Source organism: Wenzhouxiangella sediminis (genome assembly GCF_003410055.1).
GTDB lineage: Bacteria > Pseudomonadota > Gammaproteobacteria > Xanthomonadales > Wenzhouxiangellaceae > Wenzhouxiangella > Wenzhouxiangella sediminis.
The window spans coordinates 76,748-91,508 of sequence record NZ_QUZK01000003.1; the positions used below are offsets into that span (position 1 = coordinate 76,748).

The window sequence follows — 14,761 nt, forward strand, 5'->3', positions numbered from 1 at the left end:
GCGCGCCAGGATGAGATGCCGGGGGCCTGGTCGGGCGCGGCGCCTCTCGGCCGCCGCACCCGGCTCTTGTCAGGCCGCTTCTTCGGACTTGCGCAGCGGGCCGTTGAGCAGCGCGTCGCGGGTCGCTTCGACGATCAGGTCGACTTCGTCCGAGGTGATGCCGAACGGCGGGGTGTAGCGCAGGGAGTTGGCGCCGCCGTGGATCACGTTGATGCCGTGCATGCGCAGGTATTCCTCGGTCGAGCCCTCGCCGTAGGCCTTGTAGACGTTGCTGTCGAGTTCGACGGAAAACAGCAGGCCGGTGCCCTGGACGCGCGTGATGCGCCCGTCGAGTTCCTCGGCCAGCTTGCCGAACTTTTCCAGGAATTCCCGGCCGCGCTCGACGATGTTGTCGCGCAGTTCGGGCGTGACCTGGCGCAGCACCGCCGTGCCGACATCGAGCGCGCGCGGGTTGGCGGTCATCGTGTTGCCGTAGACGCCCTTGCGGTACAGGCCGGCGGCCTTGTCGTTCATGGCCAGGACCGAGAGCGGGTACTGGCCGGCGTTGAGCGCCTTGGAATAGGTTTCCAGGTCCGGGGCTTCCAGGCCCTCGAAGCCGGGATAGTCGACCACCGACAGCACGCCCTGGGTGCGCAGGCCGGCCTGGATCGAGTCCATCAACAGCAGGGTGCCGTGCTCTGCGGTGAGGCGGCGGGCCTCGGCGTAGAACTCGGGCGTGATCGACATGCCGGGGTTGCCTTCGCCCATGACCGGTTCCATGAACATGGCCTCGATGAAGACCTTGTTCTTCTCGGCCCAGTCGAAGACCTGCTGCAGGTGCTCGACGTTGTTGGGTTCGACGGTGATCAGCGTGTCCTCGTCACGGTAGGAGGCGAGGTGCTGCGAGTAGGTCTTGCGGGTGGAGTCGGAGAAGCGCGCCGGCCGGTCGGTGCGGCCGTGGAAGCTGCCGGAGAGCGAAAGCCGGTGGAGCTTGTATCCGGCCTTGGGCCCGCCCGGATCGGTCATCCGCTTGGCGTTGATGTCGGAAATGCGGCCGGCGACCGTTACGGCCTCGGAGCCGGAATTCATGCACAGGAAACGGTGGAACGGGCAGCCGTTTTCGCGGCGATTGCCGATTTCCGCCGTCAGCGCATCGTAGAAACGCTGGTGTGAGAAGCTCGGCGTCATGATGTTGGCCATGACGTGCGGCTGGTTCATCGCGGTAAGCACCGCCTCGGGCGCGTGGCCCAGGCCGAGCATGCCGTAGCCGCCCGAGTCGTGCAGGACCGCACCCTTGGTCGTGATGATCCAGGGGCCGCGGGCGGCGAGCGCCACGTAGGGATTGACGCAATCGTCCGGGTAGAAGTTGACGTAGCCCGACTGCAGGGCTTCCTTCTGGTCGAGCTCGTCGATGCCGATCAGGTCGGGGTAGGCCTCGCGCCAGCACTCGAGGACGCCCAGCGCATCGTCGACCGCCTGTCCGAGCCTCGGGTCGTTCTTTGCGAAGCCTTCGATGACGTCGTCGGCCAGGCCGGTGGTCAGCGGCTTGCCGCCGAGTTTGCGCAGGGTGTCGAGTTTGTTGATGATACTCACGCGCGTCTCCTTGTGGGATGGTCTCGCAGCGGGTGAAAACCGCCTATTGTACCAAGGCCGCGCCGGAAAAGCCCCTGTGGCCGGTTTTCACGCGCTTTGCGTCGATTCCTTCGTCTGCTGCACGGTAATGCTGCGTCCGCCGCCGGCACGGTCGTCGATGCGTACGCGCCAGTCCGGAGCCGGCAGCCAGCCTTCGCCGCGTTCGGGCCACTCCACCAGCAGCAGGCTGTCCTGGCTCAGCAGGTCTTCCAGGCCCAGGTAGGCGATTTCCTCGCCGTGTCCCAGGCGGTAGAGATCGAGGTGATGGATGTCGCGCCCGTCGATCGTGTAGCTCTCGATCAGGCCGTAGCTGGGGCTCTTCACCCGTCCGGAGAAACCCAGCGCACGCAGCAGGCCGCGAACGAGCGTTGTCTTGCCGGCACCCAGGTCGCCGGACAGGTAGACGATGCCGCCCCCGGCGAACAGTTCGGCCAGTTCGGCCCCCAGGGCCATGGTGCCGCTTTCGTCGGCGGGCTCGAAGGTCCTAGACTGATTCATGTCGGCAACACCCGCGCGAGCGCTTCGATCAGGTCGCCGGCCAGCACCTGGCGACGTTCCCGGGCTGCGCGGTCGCCCGCCAGGGCGTGGACCAGCACACCGGCGCAGGCGGCGTCGAAGGGGCCGAGACCCTGTCCCATCAGCGAGGCGACGATGCCGGTCAGGGCGTCTCCCATGCCGGCGGACGCCATGGCGGGGTTGCCGTGGGGGCAGACGGCCACGCCCGAGCCCGGTCCGGCCACCAGGCTGCCGTGCCCCTTGAGGACGACGACTGCCTCGAAGCGCTCGGCCAGGGCCGAGACGGCCGCGAAACGGTCGGCCTGCACCTCGGCCACGCCGGTATCGAGCAGCCGGGCCGCTTCGCCGGGGTGGGGCGTGAGGATCCAGTTGCCGCGCCGGGTCGGTTCGCCGGCCAGGAGATTGAGCCCGTCGGCGTCGACCACGATCGGGTGTTCGCTCTCGACGGCGCGCTTGAACAGTGCGCGTGCCCAGTCGTCCTGCCCCAGCCCCGGGCCCAGCGCCAGGATGTCGGCGCGTTCGACGAGCGGCTCGAACGCCTCGAGCGTTTCGACGCCGTGGCTCATCAGTTCGGGCTGGATCGAGGGGGCGAGCAGGGCGTTCTGCGCCCGGGTGGCGAGTGTCACCAGTCCGCTGCCGGTACGCAGCGCGGCCCGGCCGGCCAGGACCGGCGCGCCGGCCATGCCGTGATTGCCGCCGACGACCAGCAGTCGACCCAGGTCGCCCTTATGCGTGTCGGCAGGTCGGGGCGGCAGCCAGCCGGACAACTGCGACGCGTCGAGCAGCATCGCGTCGGCCGCCATGCCTTCGTGGATCGCGGGGGGTGTTTCGAGCGAATCGAAAAGCACGGCGCCACACCAGCGGCCGGCCTGGCCGGTGTGCAGGCCGCGCTTGCGGCCGATGAAGGTGACGGTGGCCTCGGCGCGAACGCAACGCCCCTGCGGCATGCCGGTGTCGGCGTTCAGGCCGGAGGGCACGTCCACGGCCAGGACGGGCCGTCTTTCATCGTTGATGTGGTCGATCAGGCGGGCGTAGTCGTCGCGCACCGGCCGATCGAGCCCGGTGCCCAGCAGGGCGTCGACGATCACGTCGCCGCGCAGTCGCTCGTCCGGATTCTCCACGGTCCCGCCGAGGGCGAGCCAGTCCCGGGCCGCCTGCGCGGCCGTGCTGGCGAGTTCATCGGGCGCTTTCATCGCGATCAGCTGGACCGACAGGCCGGCCTCCTTGGCCAGGCGCGCCACGACGTAGCCGTCGCCGCCGTTGTTGCCGCCGCCGCAGCAGATGGTGACCGCCCGCGCCTCGGGCCAGCGCCCGCGCAGGATCTCGAAGGCCCGCCGGCCGGCCCGGCGCATCAGGTCGTAGCCGTCGATGCCGTGAACCTCGATGGCCCGACGGTCGAGTTCGCGCACGGACTCGGCACGATACAGCGGCACGATGGGATAATGGCGCGCATGAGTCATGGCCGCGATTATAGGCAAGACGAGCCCGACACCGGCGAACTGGTCGAAAAGATCCGTCAGTGGGGCCGTGAACTGGGATTCGCCGAAGTCGGTGTCGCCGACACCGATCTGTCGGGCTATGAAGCGCGTCTCGACGAGTGGCTGGCCGAAGGGCGGCAGGGCGAGATGGACTGGATGGCGGCTCACGGGCGCAAGCGGTCTCGTCCGGCCCTGCTGCACCCCGACACGCGTTCGGTGATCGTTGCGCGGATGGACTACTTGCCGGAATCCGCGCGGCCGGTCGAGGAACTGCTCGAGCAGCCCGATCGTGCCGTGGTTTCGCGATACGCCCTTGGGCGCGACTACCACAAGCTGATCCGCAAGCGCCTCAAGAAACTCGCCGATCGCATCGAGCGCGAGATCGGCCCGTTCGGGCACCGCGTGTTCACCGACTCGGCGCCGGTCCTCGAGAAACCGCTGGCCGAAAAGGCTGGCCTGGGCTGGATCGGCAAGCACACCGTCCTGCTCAATCGCCATGCCGGTTCGTGGTTCTTTCTCGGCGAAATCTACACCGACCTGGAGCTGCCGCCCGACCGGCCTGTGAGCCAGCATTGCGGCAGCTGCCGGCGCTGCATCGACGTGTGCCCGACGCAGGCCATCACCGAGCCGTTCCAGCTCGACGCCCGGCGCTGCATCTCCTATCTGACGATCGAGTTGAAAGGATCGATTCCCGTCGAACTCCGGCCCCTGATGGGCAACCGCGTGTTCGGTTGCGACGACTGCCAGATGGTCTGCCCGTGGAACCGGTATGCGCAGCATACCGGCGAGGCGGACTTCGCGCCGCGCAAGGATCTCGACGCCGGCGACCTGGTCGAGCTGTTCGGCTGGGACGAAACGACCTTCCTCGAGCGCACCGAGGGCAACCCGATCCGCCGCACCGGCTACGAGCGCTGGCTCAGAAACCTGGCTGTGGCGCTCGGCAATGCAACGACATCAGAACGCGTGGTGGGGGCGCTTCGGGCGCGCCGGAAACATCCTTCCGGACTCGTGCGCGAACACGTCGAGTGGGCGCTTGCCCGCCACGACGCCGACTGACGCTTCGCGATCAGGACTGCAGCCGGGCCTGGAGGTCTTCGAGGTAGGCCTCGATACGCGCGGCGTTGGCGCCGACATCGCTCCGGCCCACGCGCGACTTGGAGCGGACATCCACGGCGCTGCCGCCGTTGTCGCCGCGGATGCGGATGACGACGTCGTCCTTGAAACCGAACCAGAACGTCGTGGCCGTCGCCTCGATGCGGCCCTGTGACTCGTCGGCCTCGACGATTTCCCAGCCCTTGGTTCGAGCCGTCTCCAGGGCGTGCTCGAAGGCGATGGCCGGCCAGGCGTCGACCCGCAGGGTCTGGATGTGCGGATAGGCTTCGCGCTGCTGCTCGGCCGTCTCGGCGCCCGGATAGGCAACCGGGTTGGGAGCGTCCGAGCGCAAAGGCGCAATGGCAACGAATTCCGGCGGATCGACCGTGTCGGTGGTGATGTCGTGGATCGGCGGTACCGAGCGTGCCTTCTGGACGAACATCCAGGGCACGGCCGCTGTGGCGGCGCCCACCACAATGGCCGCCAGCAGGATGGGCGCGCCGCCGCGCCGTGCCGCGGGCAGCAGAAGCAGGAGAACGCCGAGCCCGGCCGCCGCCAGGCCGCCGTAGAGCGCCCAGCGCATGAGGGTGAAGCCGAAACGGAAATCCCAAAGTTCCAGGCGGGTGCCCGGCCCGGCGAAGAGCAGCATCAGGGCTGCAGCCAGGGCCACGGTCAATATGACGATGCGCAGTGCTTTCATGTCCTTCCTCCCCGAGCGCCCCGATTGGGCAGATCCCGTCGAAGCCGTTGAAAGGTATCATACCGGTCCTTCTTTCCACATCGTGTCAATCGAACGATCCCGTGCCCCGCGCGAAATCCCAACTGGTGGCGGTGACCTGGCCCTGGGTGGCGATTGCCGCCATCCTGGCCCTGTTCGTGCTGCGCGCCCGAGTGGTCGAGGATCACTACGGGGCCGTCGTGGCCTGCGAGGGGTGTTTCTTCCTGCCTTCGATCGTCCAGGACCTGTGGGTGCTGGCCATTGCCTGCGTCCTCCTGGCGATGGTCATCGTTTCGCCCTGGCGCCTGTTGCGCTGGCTGGGCGGCCTGGTCCTGTCGGTGTTGCTGATCGGCTACGTCATCGACGTCTACCTGCTGCATGCCTTCGGCATCCGGCTCTTCCTGGCCGATATCGCCGTCTACGGGCTCAGCATCGGCCTGGTGGTCGAGCAGTTCGCGGCCTGGGCCGGCGGCGTGGTGCCGGCGGTGTTGCTGATCGTTCTTCTCGTGGGCCTGGTGTCGCTCCCGGCCGTGCTCCCCAGGTCGGCTTCGCCAGTAATGATGGCGAGCCTGGTCCTGGTCGGGCTGGTTTCCACCGGTGTGGCGGCTTTCGGCCCGGCCCCGGATTTCGTCAACAGCTGGATCTACCGGAACTTCCTGCAGGCCAACTCGGCCACCACCGAGTCGGTCCGCTACAGCCCGGAGCGGATCGAGGCGATACGGAACAAGCAGGACGCAATACTGCCGCGCAGCTGCGAAAGTTCGCCGGTCGATCGTCGAAACGTCATCGTCCTGATCCTGGAATCCTGGTCGAGCTACCAGAGCCCGGCCTTCGGCGGTCACCTCGACTGGACGCCCGAACTCGACGCGCTGGCAATGGAAAACGTGCGCTACACCAACCTGCACGCCGGCGGATTCAGCACCAACGAGGGGCTGGTCAACATTCTCGGCGGTGTCCGGCTGTGGGCACCGTTCGAGCACCTGTTCGAAGCGGCCGAATTCGGGCACGCCTGGGGCATCGACGGCGGCATGGCCGAGGTCCTCGGTAGCGCCGGTTTCCGCACCGCTTTCCTGACCACCGGTCCCCTGTCGTTCCTGCGAAAGGGCGAGTGGCTGAGGGACCTGGGTTTCGACTACGTGGAGGGCAACCAGCATCCGTTCTACGAGGACTGGGAGCGGGTGGCGTTCCATGCCGCTGCCGACGAGGCGCTCTATCGGCGCGCCCTGCAGTGGACGGGCGACCAGGCGGATTCGCCCTACCTGCTGGTGCTCGAGACGGTCAGTACGCACCAGCCCTACATCAACCCCGAGACCGGCGCGTACGACATCGAGGGCAGTTTCCGCTACGCGGATCGCTGGGCCGCGTGGTTCCACGACCGGCTCGAGGAGCGCGGATTCTTCGACTCCGGGGTGCTGCTCGTGGTCAGCGACCACCGCAGCATGACGCCGATCAGCGCCGAGGAGCAGGAACGCTTCGGGCGCGGGGCGGCCTCGCGGATCCCGATGTTCATGGTCGACAAACAGTGGCAGGGGGCGCCGGTGGTCGATCGGGTGCACGGCCTGGGCGACCTGGTCGCGGGCATGCGCCAGCGAGTGTCCGGGGAAGTCTGCACCGACGCCACTCAGGCCAGCCCGTTCCGAACCGATGAAGCCGAGGGCAGCTGCGCGTTTCACCTGCGCGGCTCGCAACGCGGTATCGTGGATGTCTTCTGCGGCGACGGCAACGGTCGCGTCCTGCTCGACGGCGACGATACACGCTTTACGGACGTCTCGGGGCTTTCGCCCCGGCGCCGGGAACAGGTATTGACGGCGATCGCCCTCGAGCGCATCCGCGGATCCGAGCGAGCCCGGCGCTACGAAGCAGCCGGCGGCGATCGATGAAGGGCCGGGGCGGGTAAGGCATCAAGGAGAGAACGTGGACTGGCTGCAGACACTGCTGATCGCCCTCATCCAGGGCTTGACGGAATTCCTCCCCGTTTCCAGCCAGGCGCATCTGGTGCTCTATTCCTGGGTGACCGGCGGGGTCTACCAGGGGCTGGATTTCGACATCATCCTGCACGCGGGCTCCCTGGTCGCCGTGGTCGCCTACTTCAGGCGGGAATTGCTCGCCATGGCGCGTTCCTGGTTCGGTTCGCTTGTGGGGGGGCAGCCGGACGCCGATTCGCGCCTGGCATGGTGGATCATCATCGGCACGCTGCCGGCGGTCGTTTTCGGTTTTCTGCTCAAGGACGTGGCCGAGGAGCAGCTGCGCGCGGTCTGGGTCATGGCCACGTCCCTGGTCGTCTTCGGCCTGTTGCTGGGCTGGGCCGATTGGCGGGGAAGGCGCGACCGCGACGAGCACCAGCTGGGGCTACGGGGCGTGCTCGTGATCGGATTCGCGCAGGTGCTGGCTTTGATTCCCGGAACGTCGCGCTCGGGCATCACCATCACCGCCGCGCTGTTCATGGGGCTGACGCGGGAGGCGGCTTCGCGCTTTTCCTTCCTGTTGTCGATTCCGGTCATTACCGGCGCGGCCGTGCTCGGGCTTCGCGACCTGTCCTCGACCGAACTGACCACCCCCTGGGGATTGCTGCTGCTCGGTTTCGCGGCGTCGGCCCTGAGCACGTACGCCTGCATCCACTTCTTCCTGGCGTTCATCAAGCGCATCGGCATGCAACCCTTCGTGATCTACCGGATCGTGCTGGGCGGCCTGTTACTGGCCTATCTGTGGTGGTGACTCCTGCCCTTCAGCCGTCGACCTTCTTGAGCCTGTAGAGCCAGTCCAGCGCTTCCCGCGGGCTGAGATCGTCCGGGTCGATATCTTCGAGCATGTCGTGTACCGGATCGACCGGAGAATCCTCAGACCCGGCGCCTCGGGTGGACGCCTGTCCGAACAGGCCCAGCTGCGGGCTGCTGGCGCCGGCGGCCTCGTTCTCCAGGCGATCGAGGTGCTTGCGCGCCTGGGCGATGACCGGCTTGGGGACGCCGGCCAGGCGCGCGACCTGGATGCCGTAGCTCTGGCTGGCCGGGCCCTCGCGCACCGAATGCAGGAAGACGATCTCGTCGCCGTGTTCGCGCGCGTCGAGATGCACGTTGGCGATGCCTTCGTGGTCTTCGGCCAGGCGGGTGAGTTCGAAGTAGTGGGTGGCGAAAAGGGTCATGGCGCGCAGGTTCAGGGCCAGTTCGGTGGCCACCGCCCAGGCCAGGGCCAGGCCGTCGAAGGTCGAGGTGCCGCGCCCGATCTCGTCCATCAGGACCAGGGAATGCTCGGTGGCGTTGTGCAGGATATTCGCGGTCTCGACCATTTCGACCATGAAGGTCGAGCGCCCGCGGGTCAGGTCGTCGCCTGCGCCGATGCGCGAGAAGATGCGGTCGATCGGGCCGATCCGGGCGGACTTCGCGGGCACGAAGGCCCCGGCGTGGGCCAGGATGGTGATCAGCGCGGCCTGCCGCATGTAGGTGGACTTGCCGCCCATGTTGGGGCCGGTGATGACCAGCATGCGCCGGTCCGGGTCGAGCCGGCAGTCGTTGGGAACGAACGCTTCGTCCTGGACGCGCTCGACGACCGGATGGCGGCCTTCGACGATGTCGACCCCGGGCTGCTCGTCGAGCTCGGGTACATTGAGGCGAAGGGTCTCGGCCCGTTCGGCGAAGGTCACCAGGACGTCGAGCGTGGCCAGGCCGGCAGCGATGACCGCCAGGCGGCCGTGCTCGCCACCGAGGCGATCGACCAGCGCTTCGTAGAGCGCCTTCTCCCTTGCCAGGGCGCGTTCGCGCGCCGACAGCACCTTGTCCTCGAAGGCCTTGAGTTCCTCGGTGATGTAGCGCTCGGCGTTCTTGAGCGTCTGGCGACGGCTGTATTCGGTGGGCACCTTGTCGGCGTGCGTCTTGCCGATCTCGATGTAGTAACCGTGCACCCGGTTGAAGCCGACCTTGAGCGTCTGGACTCCCGTGCGTTCGCGTTCCTGCTCTTCGTAGCGTACGAGAAAGTCGCCGGCGTTCTGGCTCAAGCCGCGCAACTCGTCGAGTTCGGCATCGTAGCCCTCCGCGATCACGCCGCCGTCGCGCACGACCATGGGCGGTTGCTCGACGACCGCCGACTCGAGCAACTTCGACAGGTCGGGGCAGGGGGCGAGGTCGTCCCGCAGTTCGTCGAGGAGCGGCACGGACACCCGCTCCAGGCCTTCGGCAAGTTGCGGCAGCCGTCCCAGCCCCTCCCTGAGCGTGGCGAGATCGCGCGGGCGGGCGGTCTTGAGCGCGATCCGGGTCAGTACGCGCTCGATGTCGCCCAGGCCGGAAAGCCGCTCCGCTAGGTCGGGGTGGACGTGCGTCTCCATCAGCGCCGACACCGCCTGGTGGCGTGCGCCCAGGGCGGTGCGGTCGCGCAGCGGATGGGTGAGCCAGCGCTTGAGCTTGCGGCTGCCCATGGGGGTTGCGGCCGTGTCCATCAGCCCGACCAGGGTGTGCTCGCTGCGACCGTCGGGGTGGACGTCGATTTCCAGATGGCGGCGCGTGGCGGCGTCGAGCACCAGGTGTTCTGCCGGGCGTACGGCGCGCATGCCGGCCAGGTGCGGCAGTTCGCCCGAGAGCATGTCGCGCGCATAGCCGAGCAGTGCGCCGGCGGCGCCGACTTCGGGCCCGCGGCCCTCGATTCCGAAGCCCGACAGGTCCTGGACGCGGAACTGGCGGCACAGCTCGCGTTCGGCCGATTCGGCGTCGAAGGCCCAGGGCGGATGCTCGCGCACCGCCGCGCCTTCGCGATTGAAGGGCAGTCCGGCGTTCTCGGGCAGCAGGATCTCGGCCGGCCGCAGGCGCTCGAGCTCGGCGGTCAGTTCCGCCGCCGAGCCCAGGGGGCAGCAGCGCAGCCGTCCGCCGGCCAGGTCCAGCCAGGCCAGGCCGAAGCCCTGTTTGCCCGGAAGGATGGCCGCCAGCAGGCGTTCGGTGCGCTCCTCGAGCAGGGATTCCTCGGTGACCGTGCCCGGGGTGACGATTCTCACCACCTTGCGCTCGACCGGTCCCTTGGCGGTATCCGGGTCGCCGATCTGCTCGCAGATCGCCACGGACTCGCCCTTCTTGAGCAGCCGGGCGAGATAGCCGTCGACGCTGTGGTAGGGCACGCCGGCCATTGGAATGGGCTCGCCGGCCGACTTGCCGCGGTGGGTCAGGGTAATGTCGAGCAGACCGGCTGCACGCTTCGCGTCGTCATAGAACAACTCGTAGAAGTCGCCCATGCGGAAAAACAGCAGGATGTCCGGATAATCGGCCTTGATCCGGAGATACTGCTGCATGAGAGGTGTGTGCTGGGGTGGGGCGTCTGACATTGCGGTGGTATCGGCTTGGGCCTTTGGCTTTGGTCGACGGCAGAGACTAGGTTTCAGGGTTCAGGGTTCAGGGTTCAGGGTTCAGGAAAACCCGGCCGAAGCCCGCCCTGAAACCTGAACCCTGAAACCTGGAAACCTTCATTCAAGGCATTATAGGAGCCATGGCAATGCGAAACGACGATGAAGCGCTCTCGATGCTGGTCACCGCCCTGGCGGCCGAGTTGAAGAGGCTCGGGCGCAGGCTGGTCACGGCCGAGTCCTGCACCGGCGGCTGGATCGCGAAGGTCTGCACCGACCTGCCCGGCAGCTCGGAGTGGTTCGAGCGCGGCCTGGTGACCTATTCCAACGAGTCCAAGGCCGACCTGCTTTCCGTCAAGCCAGGCGACCTCCACCGCTTCGGCGCCGTCAGTGAGGAGGTGGCCGCGGCGATGGCGCACGGTGCGGTCGCCAACAGCCGGGCCGACGTCGCCTTGTCGGTGACGGGCATCGCCGGCCCCGACGGCGGCACCCCGGAAAAGCCCGTGGGCACGGTCTGTTTCGGCTGGGCGCTGCCCGACGACGTGGTCGAAACCGAAAGACACCGCCTGGTCGGCAACCGCGACGAAATCCGCCGCGCCAGCGCCGCCATGGCCCTGCAGGGCCTGCTCGAGCGCCTGGCCAAGTGACGCCACCCGCGCAAACGCCCCCGAACTCCGGAACCCTGAAACCTGAAACCGCCCGAATGCCGGAAGCAACCCGACGCCTGTTCTTCGCTCTATGGCCCGACGACCGGGTGCGGCGGGACATCATCGAGCGCCGTGAAGCGCTGGGACGAGTCAGTCGCAGGCGGGTGCCCGATCACAATCTGCACCTGACGCTGGTCTTTCTTGGCGACCAGCCGGGGGAGCGCCTGGCGGCATTCGAAGAGGTCGCCGGGAAGATCGAGCAGGGCGCCTGTACGCTGGAACTGGATCGCTTCGGCTGGTTTCCGCGCGCCCGGGTGGCGTGGCTGGGTGGTGACGCGCCCGAGGCGTTGGGCGAGCTGCAGGGCGTGCTGTGGCGGCGGATGGTCGGCCTTGGGGTTCGCCTCGACGAGCGCCCGTTCCGGCCGCATGTGACCCTGTTCCGCCAGGTATTGCGGCGGCCGCGGATGCCGGTCCCCGAGCCCCTGATCTGGCCGATCGGGGATTTCGTGCTGGTCGAGTCGATTCCCGGTTCACCCTACCGCGTGTTGCGGCGGTGGGCGCTGAAAGCTTGAGTGGCGGTACCCCAACCCGATGATTTGCCGGGGACCGGTAAGGTTTCTCCGGGCGTTCTCGGGATTTGAGAACGGCCTGCCTATACTGCGCGTAAGACATGATCGCGAGTGCCTGTAGGAAAGGCCGGTGATCGGCGGAATACGACTTGGATCACGACTGCCCTGTGAGATAATCCGGGCAGATCGCGGCAGCAACCGAACGAATCGAGCAAGAGGACTTTAATCGTGGACGACAATCGCAAAAGAGCACTGGCCGCGGCATTGGGCCAGATCGAGAAACAGTACGGAAAGGGCGCCATCATGCGCATGGGCGACGACGCCGGGCGCAAGGACGTGCCGGTGGTCTCGACCGGTTCGCTGGCCCTCGACGTCGCACTGGGCGTGGGCGGTCTGCCGCGCGGTCGCGTATGCGAAATCTACGGCCCGGAATCGTCGGGCAAGACCACGCTGACCCTGCACGCCGTCGCCGAGGCCCAGAAGGCCGGCGGCACGGCGGCCTTCGTCGACGCCGAGCACGCGCTCGACCCCAGCTACGCCGAAAAGCTCGGCGTGAACGTCGACGACCTGCTGGTTTCGCAGCCCGACACCGGCGAGCAGGCACTCGAAATCGCCGACATGCTGGTGCGCTCCGGCGCGGTGGACATCGTGGTGGTCGACTCGGTCGCAGCGCTCACGCCCAAGGCCGAGATCGAGGGCGAGATGGGCGACTCCCACGTCGGCCTGCAGGCGCGGCTGATGAGCCAGGCCCTGCGCAAGCTCACCGCCAACATCAAGCGCACCAACTGCCTGGTGATCTTCATCAACCAGATCCGCATGAAGATCGGCGTGATGTTCGGCAGCCCCGAAACCACCACCGGCGGCAACGCGCTGAAGTTCTACTCGTCCGTGCGCCTGGACATTCGCCGAATCGGCGCGATCAAGCGCGGCGACGAAGCGGTCGGCAACGAGACGCGCGTGAAGGTGGTCAAGAACAAGATGGCGCCTCCGTTCAGGCAGGCGGTTTTCGAGATCCTCTACGGCGAGGGCATTTCGCGCGAGGGCGAGTTGATCGAGCTCGGCGTCGAGCACGGCCTGGTCAAGAAGTCCGGCGCCTGGTACAGCTACGGCGACGACCGGATCGGTCAGGGCAAGGACAACGTACGCCAGTTCCTCAAGGACAACCCGGACATGGCCGCCGACATCGAACGCCAACTCCGCGAAAAGCTCCTGCCCAAGTCGATGGACGCGGCCACGCAGGCCACCCAGGAAGAAGCCGAATCCAAGGCGGGCTGATCGGGGTGTCGGCTTGACCGAAACGGATGACGCCAATCCGGCCGAAATACGCGAAGCCGCGCTGCGCCTGCTGGCGCGGCGCGAGCATTCCCGGCTGGAGTTGTCTCGAAAGCTGAAGCAGCGTGGTTGGGCTGACTGCGACGTCGAGGTCGTTATCGACGAGCTGGCCGACGAGAACCTCCAGTCCGAGGCCCGCTTTGCCGAGAGTTTCGTGCGTCAGCGCGTGGCCCGGGCCTACGGGCCGATGCGCATCCGGGCCGAGTTGTCCGAGCGCGGTCTCGACCGCGCCGAAATCACGCGGGCCCTGGAAACCGAATCGCCGGACTGGTTCGCGATTGCCGCCGACTGGTACGAGAAGCGATACGGCCCCGAGCCTCCCGCCGACCTGAAGGAAAAGTCGCGCCGCCAGCAGGCGCTGGCGCGGCGGGGCTTTGCCCACGAACATATTCGGGAACTGTTCGACTGAACTTGCCCGTCGGGCGCTCAGGCGACTTTGCAGCGATCCTTGCCCGCGCGCTTGGCTTCGAGCAGGGCGCAGTCCGCGCGCCGCAGCCAGCTTTCGGCCGATTCGCGCCAGAGCAGTTCGGCCAGCCCCATCGAAACCGTGACCGGCCCGTCCGGGCCGGCGAGCTTGCCGGCCAGTACGCCGCGCAGCCTTTCCACAAGGCCGCGAGCCTGCTCCAGCCCGGTGTTCGGGAGCAGCAGCACGAATTCTTCGCCGCCGTAGCGATAGAAGCGGTCGTCCATTCTGCTTCGGGATTCGACGAGCTCGGCCAGTTCGGACAGAATCCTGTCGCCGGCTTCGTGCCCATGGCTGTCGTTGAGTGACTTGAAATCGTCCACGTCCAGTATCACGAGTACGTGGCGCTGGAGAGCGGGCCGGTTGGCCGCGGCGAGAGCCGCAAGATCGCGGTCGAGCGATCGCCTGTTGAGCGCGCCCGTCAGGGCGTCGTGGGCCGCCATGTGGGTGAGTTCGCCGTGCTGACTGTCTACCCGGGCCGAAAAAATCAGGCTGAACAGGCTGACCATGGTGGCGACGGCGATGAACGTGAGTTGGTCGGTCGGGCCGGCGAAGTTGCCGGCATCCAGTGCCACGCAGGCGATCACGACGGCGCTGGCAGTCACGGCGACCCGCTTGTCGGCCATGAGGAAGTTGCCGACCAGCAGCCCGAAGATCCACATCACGCTGGTGTCCAGCGCCACGACGTTGGTCAGGCCGGCCGTGGTTGCAGCGATCGCGAACAGGTTGGCCGCCCGTCTCGTCCAGCGGGGATTCCAGGCCAGCAGGGCGATCGAGCAGAACACCGTAACGATCACGATATCCGCCAGACCGATCAGCCAGTCGCCGATCGAGAAGCGATAGAGCCCGAAAGCGCCGATGATGCACAGGGAGCTGAACGCGTAGAGCGTGACCACGGCAAGGCGGAGATCGCTCTTCATGCGTTCGGCCACGCTGCGCGGGGCTGCCGATCGCGGGGGGCGGGCGTGATTCGCGGATGCGAGCTTCGTCGGCGGTCTGTTGGGTGTGGTCATGCCTC

Annotated in this window: 13 protein-coding genes; 7 read left to right on the plus strand and 6 right to left on the minus strand. The window is 67.4% G+C overall.

Annotated elements, in window-relative coordinates:
• Positions 1-69: 69 nt before the first annotated feature.
• The 3 genes from DZC52_RS00650 to DZC52_RS00660 all read right to left on the minus strand — a co-directional run bounded on the left by DZC52_RS00650 (position 70) and on the right by DZC52_RS00660 (position 3,587).
• The gene (locus tag DZC52_RS00650; RefSeq protein ID WP_116649190.1) at positions 70-1,572 is read right to left on the minus strand and encodes an aminotransferase class III-fold pyridoxal phosphate-dependent enzyme; all 1,503 of its coding nucleotides are present in this window, start codon (positions 1,570-1,572) and stop codon (positions 70-72) included.
• 87 nt (positions 1,573-1,659) lie between these two features.
• Positions 1,660-2,109 (minus strand): tRNA (adenosine(37)-N6)-threonylcarbamoyltransferase complex ATPase subunit type 1 TsaE, encoded by a 450-nt coding sequence (gene tsaE / locus DZC52_RS00655; protein ID WP_116649191.1) that lies wholly within the window; start codon positions 2,107-2,109, stop codon positions 1,660-1,662.
• Positions 2,106-3,587, minus strand: a complete 1,482-nt coding sequence (locus DZC52_RS00660) for an NAD(P)H-hydrate dehydratase (RefSeq protein WP_116649192.1) — start codon at positions 3,585-3,587, stop codon at positions 2,106-2,108. The genes tsaE and DZC52_RS00660 overlap by 4 nt, the downstream gene beginning before the upstream one ends.
• On the opposite strand from DZC52_RS00660, the gene queG reads away from it, so the two are divergent.
• On the plus strand, positions 3,579-4,661 hold the full coding sequence (queG, locus tag DZC52_RS00665; protein ID WP_116649193.1) for a tRNA epoxyqueuosine(34) reductase QueG: 1,083 nt from the start codon (positions 3,579-3,581) through the stop codon (positions 4,659-4,661). The two genes, DZC52_RS00660 and queG, sit on opposite strands and share 9 nt — an antisense overlap.
• A gap of 10 nt (positions 4,662-4,671) precedes the next feature.
• On the opposite strand, the gene DZC52_RS00670 is transcribed toward queG, so the two are convergent.
• Positions 4,672-5,397: a DUF1499 domain-containing protein gene (locus DZC52_RS00670; protein ID WP_116649194.1), complete on the minus strand. Its 726-nt coding sequence runs from the start codon at positions 5,395-5,397 to the stop codon at positions 4,672-4,674.
• A 101-nt stretch (positions 5,398-5,498) separates the two neighbouring features.
• Here DZC52_RS00670 and DZC52_RS00675 point away from each other — a divergent pair, with 101 nt between their 5' ends.
• Both DZC52_RS00675 and DZC52_RS00680 read left to right on the plus strand, forming a co-directional pair.
• Complete coding sequence (locus tag DZC52_RS00675) at positions 5,499-7,295, plus strand: LTA synthase family protein (protein WP_147307564.1); 1,797 nt, start codon at positions 5,499-5,501, stop codon at positions 7,293-7,295.
• Between the two features lie 34 nt (positions 7,296-7,329).
• On the plus strand, positions 7,330-8,130 hold the full coding sequence (locus DZC52_RS00680; RefSeq protein WP_116649196.1) for an undecaprenyl-diphosphate phosphatase: 801 nt from the start codon (positions 7,330-7,332) through the stop codon (positions 8,128-8,130).
• A gap of 10 nt (positions 8,131-8,140) precedes the next feature.
• Here DZC52_RS00680 and mutS read toward each other — a convergent pair whose 3' ends face one another.
• Positions 8,141-10,681 (minus strand): DNA mismatch repair protein MutS, encoded by a 2,541-nt coding sequence (gene mutS / locus DZC52_RS00685; RefSeq protein WP_245960728.1) that lies wholly within the window; start codon positions 10,679-10,681, stop codon positions 8,141-8,143.
• A 200-nt stretch (positions 10,682-10,881) separates the two neighbouring features.
• On the opposite strand from mutS, the gene DZC52_RS00690 reads away from it, so the two are divergent.
• From DZC52_RS00690 to DZC52_RS00705, 4 genes are all read left to right on the plus strand, one after another.
• Positions 10,882-11,379 (plus strand): CinA family protein, encoded by a 498-nt coding sequence (locus tag DZC52_RS00690; protein WP_116649198.1) that lies wholly within the window; start codon positions 10,882-10,884, stop codon positions 11,377-11,379.
• A gap of 56 nt (positions 11,380-11,435) precedes the next feature.
• A complete protein-coding gene (gene thpR, locus DZC52_RS00695) occupies positions 11,436-11,951 on the plus strand; it encodes an RNA 2',3'-cyclic phosphodiesterase (RefSeq protein WP_116649199.1) in 516 nt (171 codons plus the stop codon).
• 225 nt (positions 11,952-12,176) lie between these two features.
• The gene (recA, locus tag DZC52_RS00700; RefSeq protein ID WP_116649200.1) at positions 12,177-13,223 is read left to right on the plus strand and encodes a recombinase RecA; all 1,047 of its coding nucleotides are present in this window, start codon (positions 12,177-12,179) and stop codon (positions 13,221-13,223) included.
• 13 nt (positions 13,224-13,236) lie between these two features.
• Positions 13,237-13,689, plus strand: a complete 453-nt coding sequence (locus DZC52_RS00705) for a regulatory protein RecX (protein ID WP_116649201.1) — start codon at positions 13,237-13,239, stop codon at positions 13,687-13,689.
• Between the two features lie 17 nt (positions 13,690-13,706).
• Here DZC52_RS00705 and DZC52_RS00710 read toward each other — a convergent pair whose 3' ends face one another.
• Entirely contained in the window at positions 13,707-14,756 is a 1,050-nt protein-coding gene (locus tag DZC52_RS00710; RefSeq protein ID WP_116649202.1) for a GGDEF domain-containing protein, read from the minus strand.
• Between the last annotated feature and the right edge of the window lie 5 nt (positions 14,757-14,761).

Excerpts from the sequence above, each read along its gene's own strand:
- DZC52_RS00710 (WP_116649202.1), bottom strand. The coding sequence starts at position 14,756 with ATGACCACACCCAACAGACCGCCGACGAAGCTCGCATCCGCGAATCAC.
- tsaE (WP_116649191.1), bottom strand. The coding sequence starts at position 2,109 with ATGAATCAGTCTAGGACCTTCGAGCCCGCCGACGAAAGCGGCACCATG.
- mutS (WP_245960728.1), bottom strand. The coding sequence starts at position 10,681 with ATGCAGCAGTATCTCCGGATCAAGGCCGATTATCCGGACATCCTGCTG.
- thpR (WP_116649199.1), top strand. The coding sequence starts at position 11,436 with ATGCCGGAAGCAACCCGACGCCTGTTCTTCGCTCTATGGCCCGACGAC.
- queG (WP_116649193.1), top strand. The coding sequence starts at position 3,579 with ATGAGTCATGGCCGCGATTATAGGCAAGACGAGCCCGACACCGGCGAA.
- DZC52_RS00660 (WP_116649192.1), bottom strand. The coding sequence starts at position 3,587 with ATGACTCATGCGCGCCATTATCCCATCGTGCCGCTGTATCGTGCCGAG.
- DZC52_RS00670 (WP_116649194.1), bottom strand. The coding sequence starts at position 5,397 with ATGAAAGCACTGCGCATCGTCATATTGACCGTGGCCCTGGCTGCAGCC.
- DZC52_RS00690 (WP_116649198.1), top strand. The coding sequence starts at position 10,882 with ATGCGAAACGACGATGAAGCGCTCTCGATGCTGGTCACCGCCCTGGCG.